This window comes from Desertimonas flava (assembly GCF_003426815.1).
Lineage (GTDB): Bacteria > Actinomycetota > Acidimicrobiia > Acidimicrobiales > Ilumatobacteraceae > Desertimonas > Desertimonas flava.
This window is the reverse complement of the sequence record NZ_QKYK01000016.1, coordinates 62,306-82,409: the sequence shown is the minus strand read 5'-3', so window position 1 is coordinate 82,409 and position 20,104 is coordinate 62,306. Positions and strand designations below refer to the sequence as shown.

Here is a 20,104-nt window from a genome sequence, read left to right as displayed (position 1 = left end):
CGGCAGTCAGCTGAGGACGACCGCCGCGCCGGCACGGAAGATCGTGACCGGACCGTCGTCGCTGACGACGGCGATCGTCGTCGAGGGGTGGTCGTAGCTGAACCGCTGCGCCGACCGATGCCGCATGCCGCGGCTGTTGTCGGTCACCCGCTCGGCCTCGGCACTGGCCCGGAGACCGACGCCGAGGTAGCGCACGTCGCCGTCCGAGGTGACGAGGGTGGCCAAGTCGTGCTGCTGGAAGGCGGCGAACAGGGCCGGGTAGTGCTGGCGATTGGTGATGCGCAGCTGCGGGGCCCGGAACTTGGTGGCGACGTCCATCGAGACCCAGTCGAACCCCTCCTCGTGCACGACGATGGTCGCCCCGATGCGTGCCGGCGACAGCCAATGCACCACCAGGTCGAGCAGGCCGTGGGCGACGGCCGGGTCGAGCCCCGGCGCGCACTCGAGCAACTTCGGCAGGAGGCCGGCGGCCGTGACGCGATTCGTCCAGGCGTGGCCGTTCCAGGAGATGACGCAGCGATCGGCGAAGAGGCGGACCTGGCCGAAGACGGCGGTGCGCTGCACGATGTGCGCTCCCGTGGCCTCCTGCAGTTCGACGAGGTCGGCCTCGTACTGGATGGACCGGTCGAAGCACACCAGTTGGGGTGCGGCGTCGAGGCGGTTCACCAGGAAGGCTGAACGGCCGTCGGCGAACGTGCGCGTCATCGCCCGCGGCAGGTCGTCGAGCGGCACGAGATCGACGTCCTCGAGGCCGTCGAGGTCGAGCCCGGGCGGCATCGAGAACGATCCGTACGTCGTCCGGCGCCCTTCGAACATCGGGATGCGCCGGGCGTAGTCGAGCTCGTCGAGCAGGAACGGGCGGAGCTCGGGGTGCCCTTCGAGCCGGATGCCGTCGTCGTCGAGCTCCTCGCCGAGCCTGCGAGCGGACGATGAGAGCAAGTCGTCGGACACGGTGCAACGTTACGGCGCCTCGGGGCCAGCTGGCCGGGTGGAATGCCTCTCAAACCACCCGGCCCGCGGCCGGCCTCTCCCTGGCCAGGTCGTCCGGCCGTTGCCGGCCGTCTGACCGACAACGTAGTTATTAGGTATACCTATCGCAAGTCGGAGAGTCGGCTTTCGCGAGCTGGCACCATCGGGCACGATCGGGCACGATCCGTGGATGGTCGCCTCGGTACCGTGGCTCCGTGCTTGCAGTCGTCGGCGATCTCCTCGAGGACATCCTGGTGCGGATCCCCGGGCCGCCCCGCGTCGGGACCGACACGCCGGCGGTCATCCGCCGGGCCCGGGGCGGCAGCGGCGCCAACGTGGCGGCCGCGGCAGCAGCGGTGGGCGGCAGGGTGCGGTTCATCGGCCGTGTCGGCGACGATGCCCTCGGCGATCGCCTCGTCGCCGACCTGTCGGCGACCGGGGTCGACGTCCGGGTGCAGCGGGGCGGGATCACCGGTTCGGTCGTCGTGCTGGTGGATCCGTCGGGGGAGCGGACGATGTTGCCCGACCGGGCGGCGGCGACCGAGCTCGGCGACGTCGACGTCGACTGGGTCTCGGGAGTCGGGTGGCTGCACCTGCCGGCGTACTCACTCGTCGTCGAGCCGATGGGCGGCGCCTCCAGGCGGCTGGCCGAGGTCGTGCGGGCCGGCGGTGGCGGTGTGAGCATCGACGTGTCGTCGGTCGACGCCGTCGAGCGGTTCGGCAGGGAGCGGTTCGTGGCGATGCTCGACTCGATCTCGCCGGATCTCGTGCTGGCCAACGAGCCTGAGGCGGAGTTGATCCCGCGGGGCCGTTGGACATCGATCGTCAAGCACGGCCCCGGCCCCGTCGAGATCCTCGCCGGCGAAGGCGGGTGCGAGGTCCCTGTCCCTGCGCTGCTCGTCGCCGACAGCACCGGCGCCGGCGATGCCTTCGCTGCGGGATTCCTCGTGGCCCATGTCGGTGGGTCGGCACTCGACGACGCCGTCGCGGCCGGGATCGTCGCCGCTCAGTCGTTCCTCTCCGCCCCGAGGCCGATGCCTGGCGCGTAGGGTCAACGTCGAGAATCTGGGGCGCGATCGTGCGATTCGGTGATCTGTGGCTGGATCGTGTCGAAAACCGTCACGATCCAGCCCCGGAAACTTCCCCCGAGACGCGCCGGCGGTCAGAATCGTCCGGATGGGAGCAGCCGACGTCCCGGACTTGGTCGAGATCGTACGGGCCGCCCAGGAGCAAACCGTTCGGCAGATCGCCGCGCTGGAGGCGATGATCACGTCCATCGTGGAGGGCTCGGAGCTGGTGGCGACTGATGACGAGCACGACCCCGAAGGAGCAACGATCGCCTACGAGCGGGCGCAGGCGACGGCGCTGCTCCGTCAAGCACGCGCCGACCTCGATGCGCTCGCCGTCACGCGTCGCCGCCTCGAGGCCGGCGAACCCGTGCTCTGCCGGGACTGCGGACGTCCGATCCCCAGCGAGCGCGTGGCGGCGCTGCCCACGAGCTCACGGTGCGTCGCGTGCGCATCCTGATCGTCGCTGACATCGACACGGTGCCAGGATTCCCGGGTGGACGGACAGGACGCTGCGCGAGCCACGGCCGCGGCACGCGGGATCGCCACGGAGTTCGGCCTCGATGTCGATGACGCGATCCTGCTCCAGAACTCGAACAAGCTCACCGTCCGCCTGGGTCCCGATGACGTCGTGGCCCGGATCGGCGGTAGCGGGACGGGCGTCGCCGCCTTCGAGGTGGCGATCGCTCGAGAGCTCGCCGCGTGCGGAAGCCCTGTCGCGGCCCTCGACCCGCGCGTGGAGCCACGCGTCCACGAGCGTGACGGCTTCGACGTGACGTTCTGGACCTACTGCGAGCCGGTGGCGCATCCGGAGATCTCGCCTGGTGGCCATGCGATCGCCCTGATGCGTCTCCACGAGGGCATGCGACGGATCGACGTCGCGACACCGCACTTCCTCGACCGCGTTGGGGAGGCCCAGCGGCTCGTGTCGCGCTCGGACCTCACGCCAGCCCTCACGGATCAGGATCGGGAGCTCCTGAGCACCACGCTCCGAACCCTCCGGCGAACGATCGGATCCCGCTCTCGGAACGAGCAGGTGCTGCACGGTGAGCCGCACGCAGGCAACGTCGTGAGCACGCCGGGCGGTCCCGTGTTCATCGACCTCGAGACGTGTTGTCGTGGCCCCGTCGAGTTCGACCTCGCCCATGTGCCCGAGGAGGTGGCGGCGGCGTACGGGGCGGCGGATCCGGAACTCCTCGATCACTGCCGGCAGCTCGTTCTGGCGATGGTCGCGGCGTGGCGCCACGACGCGGGTGACCAGTTCCCGAACGGCGTGCGCGCTGGCAGGGCGATCCTGGACCGGTTGCGTGACGGTCCTCCGTGGCCGGTCCTCGGTGAACTACGAGACAGCCCTCGTTGACGGTCCTGTGGGTTCGATCGGCGACGCCGAGCTCGGTAGCGACTAGCACGTCCTAGAACGTCCAGCGGGTGGCGCCACCCGGCTCGACGGTCTGCAGCGCCGTCGCCGCCGTGGCAGCGATGCGATACACGTGCCAGGGCGGAGGCCCGGCCGACGGGGCGCTGAACGGTGCCGTGAGGGCGATCCCCGACTCGTCGACCTCGCACGGCCAGTCCGCCGCCCAGCGACGAGCGAGCTCGGCGACGGTGTCGGGATCGGTCACGAGTTCCGCGTGACCCTCCACGACGAGGTCGAACTCGCGCAGCGCCACCGTGAGCGAGCAACGAGCGTCGCGAGCCAGGTTGACCCCCTTGCGGGTCCTGCGACCCGTCTCGAACCAGAATGCTCCGTCGTGCCAAACGGCGCCGATCCCGGTGACGTGAGGTCGTCCGTCGGCGTCGATCGTCGCGAGCCAGAAGGTGTGGCGGTCGGGACCGCCGGTGCCAGGAACCTGCGTGATGCCGGCGCCGAGGCGGTCGACGACGTCCTGCCAGCCGAGGGTGGGAAGGCCGTACATCCCGGCGAGATTGCGTGTCTCCATGAGACGTTCAACCCGCTGAGGACGTCGAACTCATCGGTCCTTGCGGTGGCGTGACTACGACCAGCGGATCTGCGCGACGCGTCGCCACCATTCGAGCGTGGCCTCGTCCCCGCTGATCTCGGTGCCTCGGTTCCACAGCGCGAGGTACAGCCCGACGGCCGACCCGACGATGACCTCGTCGACCTCGGGGCCGGCGCCGGGGGCATGCCGCTCCGTCACCGCCGAGGAGGGGCCGAGAGCGACCGTCCACGACGGCTGCCGATCGTCGTCGGTCCGGACACCGAGCACCTTCGGGCGCTCGGTCGCCAGCTTCTTGCCGCGAGTGAGAAAGCCCGTGAGGAGCTCATCGATGCCATCGAGCGCGATGGTCTCGGCGATCCCGGATTCGGTGGCGCTCGGGAGCCGGCCGAGCTGCGCTGCCAACGCGTCGACGGCGTGGATCGTCGCTTCGTGGCACTGACGCCGCGCCCAGAAGCGGCGTGGGGGAGGGGCGTCGCGGAGGAACACCAGCGCCACCACGTCATCGTCGACGGTGCGCACCGCCTCGTCGAACGCGCCCGCGCCGTCCTGCCACCACCGCACCGGGTCGGCAGCGTGTCGGCCTTCCTCCTTCAGCTCGGCCCCGCTGCCGACGGCATCGGCCTGGCCCAGGAGGTGGGCGCCGGCCCAACGATGGACCATCCCGACATGGGCGACGAGCTCACGTACATCCCATCGTGGGCACGATGGCACGGCAGCATCGAGCCCGGCAGCCCGTGCTGCGTCCGCCCCACGACGAATGGCATCGTTCAGTCCGGCCAGGTGCTGTTCGAGGTCGAGCTCGGTCGCCATCGGGTCATTGTGACAGCGAGGCCGGCGCCGCCGCCGCGCCGGTTTCGCACGCCGGCGAGACGGGAGTCGGACGGGCTGCTAGTGGTCTAGCTGTCGACGGCGAGGCAGTAGCCGACGCGGGCGACGGTCTCGATGCGGGGCCGGCGCGGTCCGGAGCCGAGGAGCCGGCGCAGCTGGCTGGCCGCGATGCGGACGCGGCGCAGGTGGGATGCGGTGGGGCTGACGCCCCACACGCGGGCGAGCAGGGTCTCGCGGGCGAGGACACGGTTGGGGGAGGTGGCCAGCACCACCAGGAGCGAGTACAGGACCGGGCTGCAGCTCACGCGCTCGCCGTCGATGATCAGCTCGTGGGCGCCGAGATCGATCGTGACGTCTCCGACGACGAGTTGCTCCGGGCCATGCTGCGGTCGGGGGGCGGCACGCAGCACGGCCCGGAGCTGAGCGAGGACGAAGGATCCGGGCGCGGCCGCCGAGATGACGACGTGCGCGCCGTCGTCGAGGCGTTCGATGATCCAGGCTTCGTCGGCGAACTCGGTGGGTGCGGCGATCACGACGATCAGGCCGCTGGTCAACTGGTAGAGCTCGCGTATGAGCCGCACGACGTTGAAGTCGTCGGTGGAGTGGTCGATGACGAGCACGTTGGGGGAACGGGCGGCCAGGGCGTCGCCCATCTCCGGTCCGACGGGGATGCCGGTCACCCGGCACGGGAGCACCTGCAGCATCGCCGGCAACGGCGGGTCATCGGTATGCGACGAGTGCACCACGACGATGGCGTCGGCGCCGTCGAGGGTGGTCTCGGCGATGGGTCGGTAGGTCTCGGTCGTGGTCACTCGATGGCACCGTCGGCGGGACGGGCGAGGGTTCCCTCGCTCAGACGCCGGGTGCCGCGGTGGCGAGGCGTCGCTTGGCCCGCGACACCACGAGGTGGTGCTGGCGGAGGACCCCGACGGGGATCAGGTGAAGGCGGCGTCGCCACTCGTAGCGGGAATACGGTCGGATGCGGCGTGACCGCAGATCCGCCGGCAACGTGTGGGCGGGGAGCTTCGGTGAGGCGGGCATACCCGGACCCTAAGTAACGGGCGTGACCGAGGCGTTTCTCGTCGATTTCGTGCTTGTTACGTGTTCCGCACGGCGGCCCTGTTCGACGCGGGACGATCGCCGGGCGATCACGCCGACGGCGACGAGCACGAGGAGCATGCCGATCAGCTGGACGGGGCGCGCCGGTTCGCCGAGGAAGATCGCCGCCCACAGCACGCCGAGGGCCGGCTGGGTGAGTTGCAGCAGCGAGATCGTGCCGACGGCGACGCGCTGCTGAGCCCACGCGATGAGGCCGTGGGCCACGACGCCCGACACGACGGCCATCGTGGTGACCAGCACCCAGGTGCGCGGGGCCAGCGACGTGGCGGCCCCGGGCGAGTCGGCGGTGACGAGGGCGATGGGCAGGGTGACCGCCGCCGCTGCGGTCGACATGACGGCCATGAATCGGGGGGTGTCGACCCGGGCTCGCGCCGACTTGGCGATCATGAGATAGAGGATCCACGTGGCGACGGCGCCGATGACGAGCGCATCCCCGGTGAGTGACGTGCCACCGGCCGGGGCGGCCGACAGGATGAGGGCGATGCCGGACAGGGCGACGGCGCCGAGGAGCACGACGGCGCGCTCAACGCGCTGGCGCGCCAGACGAGCGGCGAGGGGCACCATCACCACGGGTGTCAGGGCGCTGATGAACTCGGCGTGGGCGATGGGGGTGCGGGTTGCCCCGGAGAAGAACAGCGAGAGGTTGACCCCGAAGGCGAGCCCGGGGATCGTCGCCGCGCGCCATGCCGTCGCGCCGACGGTTCGTTGCGATCCGTTGCGCCGGCCCCGGACGGCGACGACCGCGTGCCAGATGACGGCACACAGGCAGAAGCGCCAGAAGGCGACGACGGGGCCGGGTTCGCCCGTCGACTTGGCGATCGTCGACCCGATCGACAGTCCGGCGAACGCGACGACCACGGCGACCACGCCGGCGCGACCGGATCGAGCGAAGTAGTTCAACATCGAGATACCACCATAGCCGGTTAGTTCAATGTTGAGATACTGCTACGGTTGGCCCCGTGAATCGTCGTGCCGAGCCTGACCACGTCGACCACGTGGTCGATCAATGGGCCGCCGAGCGGCCCGACGTCGACGCCAGCCCGATCCGCATCATCGGACGCATCAGTCGGTTGAGTCGGGACATCGACCGTCGCCTCAAGGCAGTCTTCAACGCGCACGGCCTCGAGGCGTGGGAGTACGACCTGCTGGCGTCGCTCCGGCGGCTCGGCCCGCCCTACGAGCTGACGGCCGGCGAGATCACCGAGGCCCTGATGATCACGTCGGGAGCCGTGACCAATCGCATCGATCGGCTCGAGGCGCGGGGCTTCGTGGAGCGCGTGAAGGACGAGGGCGACCAACGGTTCGTGCGGGTTCGCCTCACCGCGGCCGGACGGAAGGTGATGGACGAGACGCTCCCGGACCATCTCGCCGGGGAAGAGCGGCTCCTCGCCGAGCTGACGCCCGCCGATCGACGTCAGCTCGAACGCCTGCTGCGCAAGCTCCACGACGGCGTCGGGAGCGCATGACGTCGGCGACTCGAGCAATGGTGAAGTGGTCGCTTGACCATTGGACCGCCGATGTCTATGGTGAAGCAGATGCTTCAGTATGTGGCCGACCCGGACAGCGGTCTCGATCGCGTCTTCCACGCCCTTGCCGACGGCAGCCGTCGCTGGATGATCGAACGTCTCTGTGCCGGGCCGGCGACGGTGTCCGATCTGGCCGAGCCACTGCCGATGTCCCTGTCGGCTGTCGTGCAGCACATCAAGGTGCTCGAGGCGGCCGATCTGGTCCGGACTCAGAAGACCGGCCGGGTTCGCACGTGCGAGCTCCGGGCCGAGGCCCTTCGGCCGGTCGATCGCTGGATCGCAGATCGCCAGCGGATGTGGGCCGACGCCTTCGATCGCCTCGGTGAGCTGCTCACCGACGAAGCACGAACGACGTCACAGGAGGACATGACATGACCAGCCGCTCCGTCACGCACACCACGTTCAGCATCGACCGGGCGTTTCCGGTCCCGCCATCGCAGGTCTTCCGGGCCTTCGCCGACCCCGAGCGCAAGCAGCGGTGGTTCGCCCCGCCGGCCGACTGGGTGGGCCGGCACCACAGCATGGAGTTCCGGCCCGGCGGTCGCGAGACCAACCGAGGCGGGCCGCCGGGCGGACCGGTCCACCGTTTCGAGGCGCGCTACCACCAGATCGTCGACGACGAGCGCATCGTCTACAGCTACGACCTGTTCCTCGACGAGCAGCAGATGTCCGTGTCGCTGGCCACGATCGAGCTCCGGCCCGCCGATGCGGGGACGGCGATGACGTTCACCGAGCAGGGGGCGTTCTTCGATGGCATCGACGATCCGGCGGGACGCGAGGAAGGCACCCGACTGCTGCTCGCCGCGCTCGCCGAATCGCTGGTGGACCTGTCGTGACCCCACCGCGCATCGCCAGGGTCGGTGTCGGGCTCCCCCGTGCTCGGCCCGCACGCACGTCCCGAAACGATCGTCGAGCTGGCTCGGGTGGCCGACCGCCTCGGCTTCAGCAGCGTGAGTCTGTCCGAGCGCCTGCTCCTGCCCGCCGGACCGGGGTGGACGAACGACTTCGGACTGCCCGAGTGGCCGGCGTTCGACACGGTGGAGACGCTGACGTGGGTGGCGGCGCACACGGAACGCATCCGTCTCCGCTCCGACGTGATCATGCCGTTGTTCCAGCAGCCGGTCGTGTTGGCCCGCCGGCTCGCCACCCTCGACCACTTCTCTCGCGGCCGCCTCGACGTCGGTGTCGGCATCGGATGGCTCGCCGACGAGTTCGCCGCAACCGGCGTGCCTCCTGCCGGCCGGGCCCAGCGCTTCGAGGAGGCCATCGCTGCCATGCGGGCCTGCTGGGCGGCCGACCCCGTGGAGTTCACGGGCCGGCACTACCGGATCCCCCCAGCGCGCATCGGCCCGAAGCCGTTGCAGGCCCGCCTGTCCATCTACGTCGGCGGCGTGTCCCGGCCGGCGATCGAGCGAGCCGCGCGGATCGGGGACGGCCTCACGATCGCGTTTCGCGATTGGGAGTCGACGATGGAGCAGCTCTCCTGGTACCGCGACGCCGGCGGCGCCGGACCGATCGCCGCCCGCGGCGGTCCGATGCTGGCCGACGCTCAGCACGAGGCACCGCCGGCCACCTGGACGCAGTCCCACATCGTCGAGAGTCTGGAGCGAGCCGCTGCGGCGGGGATCGACGAGTTCCTCTGGGACCTCAACATCGTCGGCGAATCCGCGGCCCGCCAGATCGAGCTGTTCGAGTGGTTGGCCGGCGAGCTCGGGCTCGGGTCAGCGCCAGCCGAGACCGGGAGCGACGTCGCGTAGCACCGTCTCGATGAGGTGGGCGTTGTAGTCGACGCCCAGCTGGTTGGGGACGGTGAGCAGCAACGTGTCGGCGGTGGCGATCGCCTCGTCGTCGGCGAGCTGCTCGACGAGCACGTCGGGCTCGGCGGCGTAACTACGACCGAAGATCGCCCTCGTCGACGCATCGATGTAACCGACCTGATCCTGACTGTCGGCGCGCCCGCCGAAGTACGCCCGGTCGAGGTCGCTGACGATCGGCATGATCGAGCGGCTGACCGAGATCCGCGGCTCGTGATCCCACCCTGCCTCCACCCACGCCTTGCGGAACAGTTCGATCTGCTCGGCCTGCTGGACGTGGAACGGCTTGCCGTTCTCGTCGTCCTTCAGCGTCGAGCTCATCAGGTTCATGCCGAGGGAGGCCGCCCACTGCGCGGTGGCGTTGGAGCTGGCTCCCCACCAGATCCGTTGGCGCAGGCCCTCCGAGTACGGCTCGACCCGCAGCAGCCCCGGCGGGTTGGGGAACATCGGCTGCGGGTTCGGGGGAGCGAAGCCCTCGCCTTCGATGACCTTCAGGAACACCTCGGCGTGCCGCCGCGCCGTGGCGGCACCGTTGGCGTCGGACTCGTCGGCCGGCTCGTAGCCGAAGTAGCGCCAGCCGTCGATCACCTGCTCGGGCGAGCCACGGGAGATGCCGAGCTGCAGGCGGCCGCCGGCGATGAGGTCGGCGGCTCCTGCGTCCTCGGCCATGTAGAGCGGGTTCTCGTACCGCATGTCGATCACGCCGGTGCCGATCTCGATGCGGTTCGTCCTGGCGCCGATGGCGGCGAGCAACGGGAAGGGTGAGGCCAGCTGGCGGGCGAAGTGATGCACCCGGAAGTAGGCGCCGTCGGCGCCGAGCTCCTCGGCCGCCACGGCCAGCTCGATCGACTGGAGGAGACTGTCGGCCCCGCTGCGCACCTGCGAGGATGGCGACGGCGTCCAGTGACCGAAGTTCAGGAATCCGATCTTCTTCGACATGTTTGCGATAACAACTATTTTCCTGGGCGCATTCCCGCTGGTGCTGGCCGTGCCGTTCGACCAGCCGGCGACGACGATCGACGAGCTGCTCGCACTCGGCCGACCGGTGGTGATCGCCCACACGGGCGGCGAGGACGCCTACCCCGGCTCGACCATGTACGGGTTCAGCGAGAGCGTGGCCGACGGAGCCGACATGCTCGATCTCAACGTCGTGCTGGCCGGCGACGGGACGCTGGTCGTGCAGCACGACCTCACCGTCGATCGCACGAGCGATGGCACCGGCGACGTCGCCGACATGACGTTCGAGGAGCTCCATGCCCTCGACATCGCCTACTGGTTCACGCTCGACGCCGGCGTCGATCACGACGCGGCGGCGAGCGAGTACCTGTACCGAGGCGTGCGTACCGGCGAGGTCGCTCCGCCCGCCGGGTACACGGCCGACGACTTCGGCATGCCGCGTCTCGAGGACCTGCTCGAGGCGTTCCCGGAGGTCCCGCTCAACGTCGAGATCAAGGACGAGGGCGAGCGGGGCGCCGACGCGGCCGATGCGGTGATCGAACTCGTCCGTGACCGCGGGCGGGCCGACGCCGTGGTCCTGTCGTCGTTCGACGACTCGGTGATCGAGCACGTCATGTCCACCGCCCCCGACATCGAGACCAGCCCCGGGCCGCTCGCCGCCGCCGAGTTCTTCTTCGACGGTACGCCGCTGCCGGACGGCCAGCGCATCCTGCAGCTGCCGCCGGTGTACGGCGATCTCGAGGTGCTCACGCCCGAGAACGTCGCCGCGGCACACGAGGCCGGCTACGTCGTCTGGGTCTGGCCCAACGATCGCGACCTGGAGAACGAGGAGGCGTACCTCGACTTCCTCGACCAGGGGATCGACGGGCTCAACATCAACCAACCTGCCGAGGCGGTGGCCGCCGTGGAGGCGTGGATTGGCTGATGCCGGCAGCCGTCCGAGTGTCGGAGGTCCCCCAGTGGGGCGTCCGACACTCGGGAGGCCTTCAACACTCCGATGGGTCGCGGTCGGACCGACCACGACCCCCCGGATGTGGAGGCGGCGCCGGGAATCGAACCCGGGTACAGGGCTTTGCAGGCCCTTGCCTGAACCACTCGGCCACGCCGCCAGGCGTTCCGCAGGCTATCGGCGCCGAGGCGTTGCCGGCGAGATCGATCGGCCGATGGCACGATCGGGCCCCAGATCATCAGCACGCGACGTGGAGTGCGAAACCCGTGTCGGCGGCGGGTCGCCGACCTGCCAGCGTCGCGGCATGCCCGGATTCACGATCCGTCCCGAACGTACCGACGACACCGAGGTGGCCGCCATCGCCGACGTCGTGGCGGCGGCGTTCGGTTCGCCGGCCGAGGCCGAGCTCGTCCGTCGCATCCGGGCGTCGGAGAACTACCTGCCGTCCGCCGCCCTCGTCGCCGTCTCGTCCGACGACGGCCGCGTGCTCGGTCACGTGATGGTGAGCCACGTCGGCCTGCGTCGCCCTGACGGCACCCTGGGCTCGATCGCCAGCCTGTCGCCGCTTGCCGTGCACCCCGATCACCAACGGTCGGGCATCGGCTCGGCGCTCGTGCACGCCGTGGTCGCCGTGGCCGACGAGCTCGGCGAGCCGCTCGTGGTGCTCGAAGGCAGTCCCGCCTACTACGGCCGCCTGGGCTTCGAGTACTCGGTGCCGCTCGGGATCTCGATCCACCTGCCCGACTGGGCGCCGGCCGAGGCGGCCCAGGTCCGCCGTCTGGCGAACTACGACGCCGCGATCACCGGCACCGTGGAGTACCCGCCCGCGTTCGACGACGTGACGTAAGCGCCTCCGAGACCCGAGATAGTGCCTGGCACTATCTCGGGTCGGCGGTCGAGTGGGGCGCGGGGAGGCGGTAGAGGACGTGGCGGCGCAGTCGGTGGCCCTCGGGGAGGCGGGGGTGATCGAACTGCTCGTCGGGCCGATGGGTCATGCCGATGCGCTCCATCACGCGACGGGAGCGGACGTTGTCGACGGCGGTGAACGAGAGAATCTCGCCGAGCTCGCAGCGTTCGAACCCGTCGGCGACCGCGGCCCGAGCCGCCTCGGACGCATAGCCGTGGCCCCACGTGTGCCGGGCGAGCCGCCAGCCGACCTCGACCGCAGGCGGCGCGACCAGCGCCCGGTCGGTGGCGCCGACCGCCGGCGCCTCGAACGTCACCGGCGACAGGCCGGTGAACCCGGCGAACCGACCGGTTGCCGCCACCTCGACCGCCCACCAGCCGAGGCCATGGATGTCGAACGTCGCCTCGATGCGATCGATGAGGTCGTCGCTCTCGGCCCTCGTGAGCGGCCCGGCCAGGAACTCGACGACATCTGGGTCGGCGTTGAGCTCGGCGAACGGCTCGCGGTCGGCGTCGGTCCAGCGTCGGAGCACGAGCCGGTCGGTGGCGATGGCGCGCGGGGTCACGACATGCCCTCGGACGCGCTGATGATGGCGAGGATCTCGTCGCCGTAGCGCTCGAGCTTGGCGGGACCGATGCCGTCGCACTGGACCAGCGCCTTCGCCGTGGTGGGCATCGCCGCGGCGATCGCTCGCAGCGACTTGTCGTTGAGCACGATGTAGGCGGGCACACCGTCGTCCTTCGCCCGCTGGGTCCGCCAGGCCCGCAGGGCTCGCTCGGCGATCGCCGCGTCGCCCTCCAGCTCGACGGGCGTCTCGGACGGCTGCGCGCGCCGGGACCGGCCGGGCTCGGGGCCGGCGGAACGAACGACGCGCAGCGCCGGGCGCTTCGGGGCCGAGCCGTCGAGCTCGCCGAGGAACGACGACGGCCGGGACGAGTCGGTCATCACCGTGACGCGGTGGCGGCCGCGTGTGATGCCCACGTGGAGCACGCGGCGCTCCTCCTCGATGTCCTCGGCCAGGCGATGGGGGAGCAGCCCTTCCGACACACCGAACACCACCACGCGGTCCCACTCCCGCCCCTTCACGCGATGGATCGTGGACAGGGTGACGCCGCCGGCGTCGCTCTCGCGCTGGAACACCTCACGGAGCCACGGTTCGAACGTGGCCGGATCGGGATGCAGATCGGCCACGGCGAGCAGGCCGTCGAGGTCGTCGAGGTGGCTCGACCCTTGGCCGCTCCCGCTGCGGTCGAGCAGGCTCATCGCCTGACCGAGACCCACGTCGTCGCGCACCACCTCGAGCACGCGGCGGGTCGTCCCTCCCTTGGCCGCGTTGATGACGGCGGTGAGATCGTCGGCGAGGTCGAACACCTTGGCCTCGTCCTTGTCGGACATCTGGGTGGCGAGGCCGGCGATCCCGCCGACCGTCCACGTCCGCCGCCGGGAGAGCCGGTCGGGGAACCACTGCGGCAGCCCACGGGTGGGGCGACGGAGGATCTCGACGACGTCGGACGCGGCGAAGCCCCCGGGCGCGCTGGCGATGCGCAGGTAGGCGAGGGCGGCGCGCAGCCCGGTGCGGGACAGCACGTCCGGCGTGAGCATCGAGGCCAGCGGGATGCCGGCGGCGTGGAGGGCGACGTGGGGGGCGAGGAGGACCGAGTTGACCCTGGCCAGCAGGGCGATCTGGCCGGGTTCGACGCCCTCGTCCAGCCACTCCTCGACGACTCGCTCGGTCTCGGCGGCGGTGTGGTCGGCCACGTGCTCGACAACCTGCAAGGCGCCCGGCGTCCGGTCGTTCTCGGGCCCCGCCACGATGTCCTTGCTGACGCGCCGCCGGTTGTAGTCGAGGAGCGTCGCCGCGCTGGTGACGACCTCGGCCGCGCAGCGATAGTTGACGCGCAGGGCATGCTCGGCGGCACCCGGGAACAGCGTGCGGTAGCCGATGAGGAAGCCGGGATCAGCGCCGGCGTAGCCGTAGATGCACTGGTCGTCGTCGCCCACGCCGAACACGTCGAGCGCCGGCAGGGCGAGGAGCCGCAGCAGCAGCACGTGGGCCGGTGTGAGGTCCTGGAACTCGTCGACGAGCAGGTGACGGCACGAGCGCTGCATCGCCCGGCGGAATTCGCCGTCGACCAGCAGGGTCTCGATCGCCCCGTAGACCTGCTCGTCGAAGTCGACCGCACCGCGGTCGGCCAGCCGGGCGCGGAACGGGTCGAACAGCTCGGAGAGGCCGTCGACGTCGTCGCGCGACGCCTCCACCTCGGCAGGATCGCGGAGCCCGAGGCGGATGGAGCTGAGCGCCTCGATGTACGGCGCGACCGGATCGGTGTTGGCCCGGCGGCGCCACCGGCCGGGCAGGATGGCCTCGACCAGGCGGCGCACCTCCCGCTCGTCGACCACCGGCGGCGAACCGCCGCGGTGCTGAGTGAGGACCCACAGGCCGAGCGAGTTCAGCGTGCGCACGTGAGGCGAGATGTCGGACGTGCGCGACTGCATCTCCAGCTGAGCCTGCTTGTTGTAGGCGACGGCGAGGACGCCCGAGCGTTCGACGCCCCGGTCGGCGAGAAGGTGACGCAGACGCTCGGTGAGGACCCTGGTCTTGCCCGATCCCGCCGGGGCGATGATGCGCGCCGGCCCGCGCTCGTGGGTGACGGCGGCGAGCTGGTCGGGCGCGAGGTCGGACGTCGGTGCGCGACGGGCCGGCGTGACGGTCGGCCGATCGGCCTCGACCGACTCGGCGTGGACGACCGGGAGGTCGAGCTCGCCCTCGGCCCAGACCTGGCGGGGGCCGCCGTCGATCCACACGACGGTGCCGTCCGCGAGGCGCACGTCACCGTGGCCGTCCACGTCGAGGGCGACGGCCCCGTCGCCGAAGGTCCGGGCGCCCTTGGTGGCCCACCACCACACGCTCGCGCCGGTTCGGGCGTCGTAGTTGTTCGCCCACACGAGGAAGTGCAGACGGTCGAACCACGGTTCGGTCGCCGGCGTGTGCGCCCAGACGTCGCCGGCGATCGACTCCGGAGCCCGGAACACGGCCGGATCGACGCTCAGTTCGACGACGATCGGTTCGCGCTCGGCCCATGCTGAGTGAAGGCGCTCGACCGCTCCGGCCGGTGCGGCGAGCACCGCCTCGTCGATCGACACGACCGGGGCCTCGATCCACGGCGCGGGGAGCGGTGCCCCGGCCATGACGATCACGCCGCGCCCGAGAATGGACGGCGGGGCCGGCACAGCGGTGGCGCTACTCATCGGTCGCGACCCTACCGATGGGGTGTCATAGCGGGCCGGAGGCTGCGTGGTCAGTGCTGCAGGCTGGCGCAGATCCGGCCGTCGAGCCCGACGAGGTTCCAGTCCCACGCGGGGTGGGCGGCGAACCCAGACCGGTCGTACGCCGACAGGATCGCCGCCGTCTCGCCCGCGGCCACGGCGTCGCGCCGGGCCTCGAACATGGCGAGTCGCGCCGCCGGCACCGCAGTGATCGCCGTCCACGACTCCGCCGTCGGGGCGAGCGCCGGGTCGATCGCGGCGAAGTCCGCCACCGTCGCCGCCCACTCGTCGACGATCCGATCGAGGGCCGGCGGGAGCTCGCCGGGGACCGTCAGCGCGTCGGTCGGTTCGGCGTCGAGCACGGTTGCCAGGAAGCTCAGCGAGACGGCGTTGTCGTCGGCGAAACTCGATGCGAGACGCCGGTTGGCAACCGTCACGCACGCGTCGGTGACGGCCGTGACGAACTCGGACGTGATCGACTCGTCGGCGGGCATCCGCCACGAGTGGACGACGACGCAGTCCGTGCCCCGCAGCGGCGACGCGTCGATCACCTCGAATGCTGCGCCGCTCGTGCCGGTGCCGCCCAGCGTGGAGCGAACGGCCGCGACGATGTGCTCCCAGTCGCCCGTCTGCAGGGCGGCGAGCCGGGTGCGATGGACCTCGACAGCGTCGTCGGCGGCGGACACGACGGTGTCCCACAGACCCCCGGCGGCGGGTCCGCCCAGATCGAAGGCGGCGAGCGCAGAACGGATCGCCTCCGCTCGGGCGATCTCGCCGGACAGGGCATCCGACCACTCCGTGAGCGAGGCGGCCGTGGGAGTCTCGTCGGCGGCCTCGGCTTCGAGGATCCCGAGAACGACATCGATCGGCTCGCCTTCCCGATCGAGATGTCCGTTGAGCACCTCCGTGCACGCCCTCGACGCCTCGCCCCAGAACGGGTCTCGCACGTCGTACGTGGAGGATTCGCCGTCGGTGGTGCCGACCGGCGGGACGGTCGTGGCTGCAGCCCGTGCGTTCGACACCCCGATCGCCGTGGCCGCGAGCGTCACGGCGGTGAGAAGACGGAATCCCATGGGGCCAGGTTCTAGCCTGCGACCATGGCCGTGCGCGTGTATCTGATCCGCCACGGCGAGACCGAGTGGACCGAGCAGCGCCGTCACACGGGGCGCACGGACATCCCCCTCACCGAGCTCGGCCGGGCCCGGGCCAAGGCGCTCGCCCCGAAGCTCGCGACCGTGCCGGGGGTCGATTCGGCCAGCGTCTTCGTGAGCCCGCTCCTGCGGGCCCGGCAGACGTGTGAGCTCGCCGGCCTCGGCGACCGGGCGCAGGTCTGGGACGACCTCGCCGAATGGGACTACGGCGAGTTCGAGGGCACCCGGACCTCCGACCTGCGGCACGCCGACCCCGATTGGTCGATCTGGACGGCCGACATCCACCAGGGCGAGACGCTCGACCAGGTCGCGGCCCGGGCCGACCGGGTGATCGCCCGGCTCCTCGAGCTGGGACACGGGCCGAACGGTGAGCTGCCGGTGTCACCGCCGCGATGCGACGCCGTGCTGTTCGCCCACGCCCACGTGCTGCGCATCCTCGCCGCCCGTTGGTGCGGCTTCGAGGCCCGTGCTGGTGAGCGGCTGACCCTCCTGCCGGCCAGCGTGTCGGTGCTGGGCCACGAGCGGGAGACACGCGTCATCGAGCACTGGAACACGGCGAGCTTCCCCACCTGAGCGCGAGGCGCGCAACTTCGGCCAAATCAGGGGTCGCGTCGGGCTACGCTTTCTGTGAATGAGCGAGCGACTTGGGCGATTCGGCGACCCGTGCGCTGACGCGTCCAGCATTTCATGACAGCAACCGACTCCATCACCACCGTTGTTGTCCCCGGCACGCACCTGATGGCGGCCCTCGTCGGCGCCCAGGACCAGCACCTGCGACAGATCGAACGCGCCTTTCCGGCCGACGAGATCCACGTCCGCGGCAACGAGATCAGCATCCGCGGGGCCGATTCGGCCCAGGTCGGGCACCTGTTCGAGGAACTGGTCGGACTGCTGCAGAAGGGTCACGAGATCGACGCCAACAGCCTCGACCGGGTGATGGGCATGGTCCGGGACAACGAGCGGCCGAGCGAGGTCCTCACCCACGACGTCCTGCGCGGCGCGAAGGGTCGTCAGGTCCGCCCCAAGTCGGCCGGCCAGAAGCGTTACATCGACGCCATCGAGAACAACGTCATCACGTTCGGCATCGGCCCTGCCGGCACCGGCAAGTCGTGGTTGGCGGTCGCCATGGCGGTGAAGGCGCTGCAGGCCAAGCAGGTGCAACGCATCATCCTCACCCGCCCGGCGGTCGAGGCCGGTGAGCGCCTCGGCTTCCTGCCCGGTGACCTGATGGCCAAGATCGATCCGTACCTGCGGCCGCTCTACGACGCCCTGTACGACATGGTCGAGCCCGAGGGCGCCCAGCGCCTCCTCGAGCGTCAGACCGTCGAGGTCGCGCCGCTCGCCTTCATGCGGGGCCGCACGCTGAACAACAGCTTCATCATCCTCGACGAAGCGCAGAACACCACGCCCGAGCAGATGAAGATGTTCCTCACGCGCATCGGCTTCGGCTCTCGGGTCGTCGTCACGGGCGACGTCACGCAGGTCGACATCCCCAACGGCAAGAGCGGCCTCGCCGGACTCGAGCGGATGCTGCAGGGCATCGACGGGCTCGCCTTCGTGCACCTCGGCACCCGTGACGTGGTCCGCCACCGCATCGTCGCCGACATCGTCGCCGCCTACGAACGCACCAGCGCCGCTCCGACCTCCGGGGGTGGCGCCGAATGACGGAGCCTCCGAGTCCCACCGTCGGTGCCGAGCAGACCGTCACGGTCGTCGGCGCCGACGAGCAGGCCGCGGTCGACGTCGACGTCGACCGATGGTCCGGGCTCGCCACGCGCGTCCTCGAAGCCGAGGGCCGCCGCGGCGAGCTCACCCTCACCTTCATCGAACGCGACGAGATGGCCGCCCTCAATGCCGAGCACATGGGCAAGAGCGGCCCCACCGACGTTCTGTCGTTCCCGCTCGACGACGACACCGATGCCGACGCGCTCGCCGGCGCGGACGTGCCGGTACTGCTGGGCGACGTCGTCATCTGCCCCGCCGTCGCGGCCGAGCAGGCGGCCGACCATGCCGGCACGCTCGACGACGAGCTGGCGCTCCTCGTGGTCCACGGCATCCTCCACGTCCTCGGCCACGACCACGCCGAGCCCGCCGAGACCGCCGAGATGCGGGCCGCCGAGCTCGCACATCTCGAACGATTCCACTGGGGCGGTCCGGCCCCGACTGCCTTCCGTCAGGAGCACGACTCATGATCGCGTCCATCGGCTTGCTCGTCGCGGCCGCCGAGCCGACCGCCAACGCGTCCGGAGACAGCGGCGGGGGATTCTCGTCGGCGGACTTCTTGATGCTCGTCGGGATCATCCTCAGCCTGTTCGTCCTGGCCTTCCTCGCCATCGCCGAGACATCGCTGAACCGCATCTCGAGGGTCAAGGCGCAGGCGATCGCCGACTCGACCGGGACGAAGTCATCGGCCGCCCTACTCCGGCTCGTCACCAACCCGGAACGGTTCATCAACCCGTTGCTCGTCACGGTCACCGTGCTGCAGATGGGGCAGTCGTTCCTCGTCACGCTGCTCGCCGACAGCCTCTTCGGCCCCACGGGGATCATCGTTGGCTTCATCCTCAACGTCATCGTGTTCTTCGTCATCACCGAGGCGATGCCGAAGACGTGGGCCGTGCTCTCGGCCGAGCGGGCCGCGCTGCTCACGTCCCGCCTCACCGACTGGCTCGTGTCGTTCCCGCCGCTGCGCTTCGTCAGCCGCGGGCTGATCTCGCTCACCAACGTGTTGATCCCCGGCAAGGGTCTGAAGCAGGGCCCGTTCGTGAGCGAGCAAGAACTGCTCGGCATCGTCGGCGCGGCGGCCGAGGACGAGGTGATCGAGGACGAGGAACGCCAGCTCATCGAGAGCATCATCGAGTTCGGCGACACCGTGGCCCGCGAGGTGATGGTGCCCCGCCCGGACATGCTCATCATCGACAACGACGCCACCGTGACGGCGGCGCTCGACATGGCGATCGCCAACGGGGTGAGCCGTCTGCCGGTGTACGCGTCCGACGGCGACGACATCGTCGGCCTCGCTTACACCAAGGACCTCATCCGCTCCGAGCGTGAGGGCCGGGGCGACGAACCGGTGCTCGACCTCGCCCGACCGGTGCGCTTCGTCCCCGAGAACAAGCCGGTGCGTCAGCTGATGCGCGAGATGCAGACCGGCAAGTTCCATCTGGCGATCGTCGCCGACGAGTACGGCGGCGTCGCCGGCCTCGTCACCCTCGAGGACTGTCTCGAGGAGCTGGTCGGCGAGATCGTCGACGAGTACGACGTGGAGGAGCAGGACGTGCAGCGCCAGCCCAACGGCGACTACGTGGTCGCCGGCGGGACGCCGGTCGGCGACCTGTCGGAACTGCTCGACCTGAAACTGCCAGATGAGGACTGGGACAGCGTCGGTGGGTTCATCTTCGGCACTCTGGGCCACGTGCCCGAGGTTGGCGAGGCGGTGTTCCACGAGGGCTGGCGGTTCGCGGTGGCCGAACTCGACGGACGCCGCATCCGGTCCGTGCGCATCACCTACGTGCCCGAGGACGACCCGTCGCGCTCCGGCCCGACGGTCAACGAGCACGCCGACGCCGATCACGGCTCCTGACGCCGTCCG

Annotated in this window: 23 protein-coding genes and 1 tRNA gene; 13 read left to right on the top strand and 11 right to left on the bottom strand. The window is 70.6% G+C overall.

Annotated elements, in window-relative coordinates; genetic code table 11:
- Positions 1-6 precede the first annotated feature (6 nt).
- A complete protein-coding gene (locus tag DN771_RS17880) occupies positions 7-951 on the bottom strand; it encodes a DNA integrity scanning protein DisA nucleotide-binding domain protein (RefSeq protein ID WP_116998912.1) in 945 nt (314 codons plus the stop codon).
- A gap of 233 nt (positions 952-1,184) precedes the next feature.
- On the opposite strand from DN771_RS17880, the gene DN771_RS17875 reads away from it, so the two are divergent.
- The 3 genes from DN771_RS17875 to DN771_RS17865 all read left to right on the top strand — a co-directional run bounded on the left by DN771_RS17875 (position 1,185) and on the right by DN771_RS17865 (position 3,396).
- Complete coding sequence (locus tag DN771_RS17875; protein ID WP_162942083.1) at positions 1,185-2,018, top strand: PfkB family carbohydrate kinase; 834 nt, start codon at positions 1,185-1,187, stop codon at positions 2,016-2,018.
- A gap of 127 nt (positions 2,019-2,145) precedes the next feature.
- A complete protein-coding gene (locus tag DN771_RS17870; RefSeq protein WP_116998910.1) occupies positions 2,146-2,496 on the top strand; it encodes a TraR/DksA family transcriptional regulator in 351 nt (116 codons plus the stop codon).
- 36 nt (positions 2,497-2,532) lie between these two features.
- Entirely contained in the window at positions 2,533-3,396 is an 864-nt protein-coding gene (locus tag DN771_RS17865) for a phosphotransferase (RefSeq protein WP_116998909.1), read from the top strand.
- A 52-nt stretch (positions 3,397-3,448) separates the two neighbouring features.
- On the opposite strand, the gene DN771_RS17860 is transcribed toward DN771_RS17865, so the two are convergent.
- From DN771_RS17860 to DN771_RS17840, 5 genes are all read right to left on the bottom strand, one after another.
- Positions 3,449-3,976 (bottom strand): pyridoxamine 5'-phosphate oxidase family protein, encoded by a 528-nt coding sequence (locus DN771_RS17860; protein WP_116998908.1) that lies wholly within the window; start codon positions 3,974-3,976, stop codon positions 3,449-3,451.
- 54 nt (positions 3,977-4,030) lie between these two features.
- Complete coding sequence (locus tag DN771_RS17855) at positions 4,031-4,807, bottom strand: maleylpyruvate isomerase N-terminal domain-containing protein (RefSeq protein WP_116998907.1); 777 nt, start codon at positions 4,805-4,807, stop codon at positions 4,031-4,033.
- Between the two features lie 86 nt (positions 4,808-4,893).
- Entirely contained in the window at positions 4,894-5,637 is a 744-nt protein-coding gene (locus tag DN771_RS17850) for a winged helix-turn-helix domain-containing protein (protein WP_116998906.1), read from the bottom strand.
- A gap of 40 nt (positions 5,638-5,677) precedes the next feature.
- The gene (locus DN771_RS17845; RefSeq protein ID WP_116998905.1) at positions 5,678-5,866 is read right to left on the bottom strand and encodes a hypothetical protein; all 189 of its coding nucleotides are present in this window, start codon (positions 5,864-5,866) and stop codon (positions 5,678-5,680) included.
- Positions 5,867-5,875: 9 nt separating this feature from the next.
- Positions 5,876-6,847, bottom strand: a complete 972-nt coding sequence (locus DN771_RS17840) for a DMT family transporter (protein ID WP_116998904.1) — start codon at positions 6,845-6,847, stop codon at positions 5,876-5,878.
- Between the two features lie 56 nt (positions 6,848-6,903).
- On the opposite strand from DN771_RS17840, the gene DN771_RS17835 reads away from it, so the two are divergent.
- The 4 genes from DN771_RS17835 to DN771_RS17820 all read left to right on the top strand — a co-directional run bounded on the left by DN771_RS17835 (position 6,904) and on the right by DN771_RS17820 (position 9,227).
- Complete coding sequence (locus tag DN771_RS17835) at positions 6,904-7,410, top strand: MarR family winged helix-turn-helix transcriptional regulator (RefSeq protein ID WP_116998903.1); 507 nt, start codon at positions 6,904-6,906, stop codon at positions 7,408-7,410.
- Positions 7,411-7,479: 69 nt separating this feature from the next.
- Positions 7,480-7,845, top strand: coding sequence for an ArsR/SmtB family transcription factor (locus DN771_RS17830; protein ID WP_116998942.1), 366 nt, complete (start codon positions 7,480-7,482; stop codon positions 7,843-7,845).
- The gene (locus DN771_RS17825; RefSeq protein ID WP_116998902.1) at positions 7,842-8,306 is read left to right on the top strand and encodes an SRPBCC family protein; all 465 of its coding nucleotides are present in this window, start codon (positions 7,842-7,844) and stop codon (positions 8,304-8,306) included. Before DN771_RS17830 ends, DN771_RS17825 begins: the two co-directional genes overlap by 4 nt.
- 24 nt (positions 8,307-8,330) lie before the next feature.
- On the top strand, positions 8,331-9,227 hold the full coding sequence (locus DN771_RS17820) for a TIGR03619 family F420-dependent LLM class oxidoreductase (protein ID WP_116998901.1): 897 nt from the start codon (positions 8,331-8,333) through the stop codon (positions 9,225-9,227).
- On the opposite strand, the gene DN771_RS17815 is transcribed toward DN771_RS17820, so the two are convergent.
- On the bottom strand, positions 9,192-10,223 hold the full coding sequence (locus DN771_RS17815) for an LLM class flavin-dependent oxidoreductase (protein ID WP_116998900.1): 1,032 nt from the start codon (positions 10,221-10,223) through the stop codon (positions 9,192-9,194). The two genes, DN771_RS17820 and DN771_RS17815, sit on opposite strands and share 36 nt — an antisense overlap.
- Between DN771_RS17815 and DN771_RS17810 the strand changes: the two genes are divergently transcribed.
- Positions 10,222-11,166 carry a glycerophosphodiester phosphodiesterase family protein gene (locus DN771_RS17810; RefSeq protein WP_116998899.1) on the top strand — a complete coding sequence of 315 codons (945 nt, stop codon included), beginning with the start codon at positions 10,222-10,224 and terminating at the stop codon, positions 11,164-11,166. The two genes, DN771_RS17815 and DN771_RS17810, sit on opposite strands and share 2 nt — an antisense overlap.
- A gap of 109 nt (positions 11,167-11,275) precedes the next feature.
- Here DN771_RS17810 and DN771_RS17805 read toward each other — a convergent pair.
- Positions 11,276-11,350, bottom strand: a tRNA-Cys gene (locus tag DN771_RS17805).
- A gap of 144 nt (positions 11,351-11,494) precedes the next feature.
- On the opposite strand from DN771_RS17805, the gene DN771_RS17800 reads away from it, so the two are divergent.
- A complete protein-coding gene (locus tag DN771_RS17800; RefSeq protein ID WP_116998898.1) occupies positions 11,495-12,037 on the top strand; it encodes a GNAT family N-acetyltransferase in 543 nt (180 codons plus the stop codon).
- 31 nt (positions 12,038-12,068) lie between these two features.
- Here DN771_RS17800 and DN771_RS17795 read toward each other — a convergent pair whose 3' ends face one another.
- From DN771_RS17795 to DN771_RS17785, 3 genes are read right to left on the bottom strand one after another with little or no spacing between them, the layout of a single operon-like run.
- Positions 12,069-12,662 carry a GNAT family N-acetyltransferase gene (locus tag DN771_RS17795; protein ID WP_205528648.1) on the bottom strand — a complete coding sequence of 198 codons (594 nt, stop codon included), beginning with the start codon at positions 12,660-12,662 and terminating at the stop codon, positions 12,069-12,071.
- On the bottom strand, positions 12,659-15,346 hold the full coding sequence (locus tag DN771_RS17790) for an ATP-dependent helicase (protein WP_162942082.1): 2,688 nt from the start codon (positions 15,344-15,346) through the stop codon (positions 12,659-12,661). The genes DN771_RS17795 and DN771_RS17790 overlap by 4 nt, the downstream gene beginning before the upstream one ends.
- A 50-nt stretch (positions 15,347-15,396) precedes the next feature.
- A complete protein-coding gene (locus DN771_RS17785) occupies positions 15,397-16,437 on the bottom strand; it encodes a hypothetical protein (RefSeq protein ID WP_116998896.1) in 1,041 nt (346 codons plus the stop codon).
- Between the two features lie 24 nt (positions 16,438-16,461).
- Here DN771_RS17785 and DN771_RS17780 point away from each other — a divergent pair, with 24 nt between their 5' ends.
- From DN771_RS17780 to DN771_RS17765, 4 genes are all read left to right on the top strand, one after another.
- The gene (locus DN771_RS17780) at positions 16,462-17,088 is read left to right on the top strand and encodes a histidine phosphatase family protein (RefSeq protein ID WP_116998895.1); all 627 of its coding nucleotides are present in this window, start codon (positions 16,462-16,464) and stop codon (positions 17,086-17,088) included.
- A gap of 114 nt (positions 17,089-17,202) precedes the next feature.
- A complete protein-coding gene (locus DN771_RS17775) occupies positions 17,203-18,180 on the top strand; it encodes a PhoH family protein (RefSeq protein ID WP_116998894.1) in 978 nt (325 codons plus the stop codon).
- Complete coding sequence (gene ybeY, locus DN771_RS17770) at positions 18,177-18,707, top strand: rRNA maturation RNase YbeY (protein WP_116998893.1); 531 nt, start codon at positions 18,177-18,179, stop codon at positions 18,705-18,707. The genes DN771_RS17775 and ybeY overlap by 4 nt, the downstream gene beginning before the upstream one ends.
- Entirely contained in the window at positions 18,704-20,095 is a 1,392-nt protein-coding gene (locus tag DN771_RS17765; RefSeq protein ID WP_116998892.1) for a hemolysin family protein, read from the top strand. The genes ybeY and DN771_RS17765 overlap by 4 nt, the downstream gene beginning before the upstream one ends.
- Positions 20,096-20,104 lie beyond the last annotated feature (9 nt).

Coding starts and splice junctions, on each gene's coding strand:
- DN771_RS17870 (WP_116998910.1), top strand. CDS start 2,146: ATGGGAGCAGCCGACGTCCCGGACTTGGTCGAGATCGTACGGGCCGCC.
- DN771_RS17860 (WP_116998908.1), bottom strand. CDS start 3,976: ATGGAGACACGCAATCTCGCCGGGATGTACGGCCTTCCCACCCTCGGC.
- DN771_RS17855 (WP_116998907.1), bottom strand. CDS start 4,807: ATGGCGACCGAGCTCGACCTCGAACAGCACCTGGCCGGACTGAACGAT.
- DN771_RS17845 (WP_116998905.1), bottom strand. CDS start 5,866: ATGCCCGCCTCACCGAAGCTCCCCGCCCACACGTTGCCGGCGGATCTG.
- DN771_RS17840 (WP_116998904.1), bottom strand. CDS start 6,847: ATGTTGAACTACTTCGCTCGATCCGGTCGCGCCGGCGTGGTCGCCGTG.
- DN771_RS17830 (WP_116998942.1), top strand. CDS start 7,480: ATGCTTCAGTATGTGGCCGACCCGGACAGCGGTCTCGATCGCGTCTTC.
- DN771_RS17825 (WP_116998902.1), top strand. CDS start 7,842: ATGACCAGCCGCTCCGTCACGCACACCACGTTCAGCATCGACCGGGCG.
- DN771_RS17810 (WP_116998899.1), top strand. CDS start 10,222: ATGTTTGCGATAACAACTATTTTCCTGGGCGCATTCCCGCTGGTGCTG.
- DN771_RS17815 (WP_116998900.1), bottom strand. CDS start 10,223: ATGTCGAAGAAGATCGGATTCCTGAACTTCGGTCACTGGACGCCGTCG.
- DN771_RS17800 (WP_116998898.1), top strand. CDS start 11,495: ATGCCCGGATTCACGATCCGTCCCGAACGTACCGACGACACCGAGGTG.
- DN771_RS17790 (WP_162942082.1), bottom strand. CDS start 15,346: ATGAGTAGCGCCACCGCTGTGCCGGCCCCGCCGTCCATTCTCGGGCGC.
- DN771_RS17785 (WP_116998896.1), bottom strand. CDS start 16,437: ATGGGATTCCGTCTTCTCACCGCCGTGACGCTCGCGGCCACGGCGATC.
- DN771_RS17780 (WP_116998895.1), top strand. CDS start 16,462: ATGGCCGTGCGCGTGTATCTGATCCGCCACGGCGAGACCGAGTGGACC.
- DN771_RS17775 (WP_116998894.1), top strand. CDS start 17,203: ATGACAGCAACCGACTCCATCACCACCGTTGTTGTCCCCGGCACGCAC.
- ybeY (WP_116998893.1), top strand. CDS start 18,177: ATGACGGAGCCTCCGAGTCCCACCGTCGGTGCCGAGCAGACCGTCACG.
- DN771_RS17765 (WP_116998892.1), top strand. CDS start 18,704: ATGATCGCGTCCATCGGCTTGCTCGTCGCGGCCGCCGAGCCGACCGCC.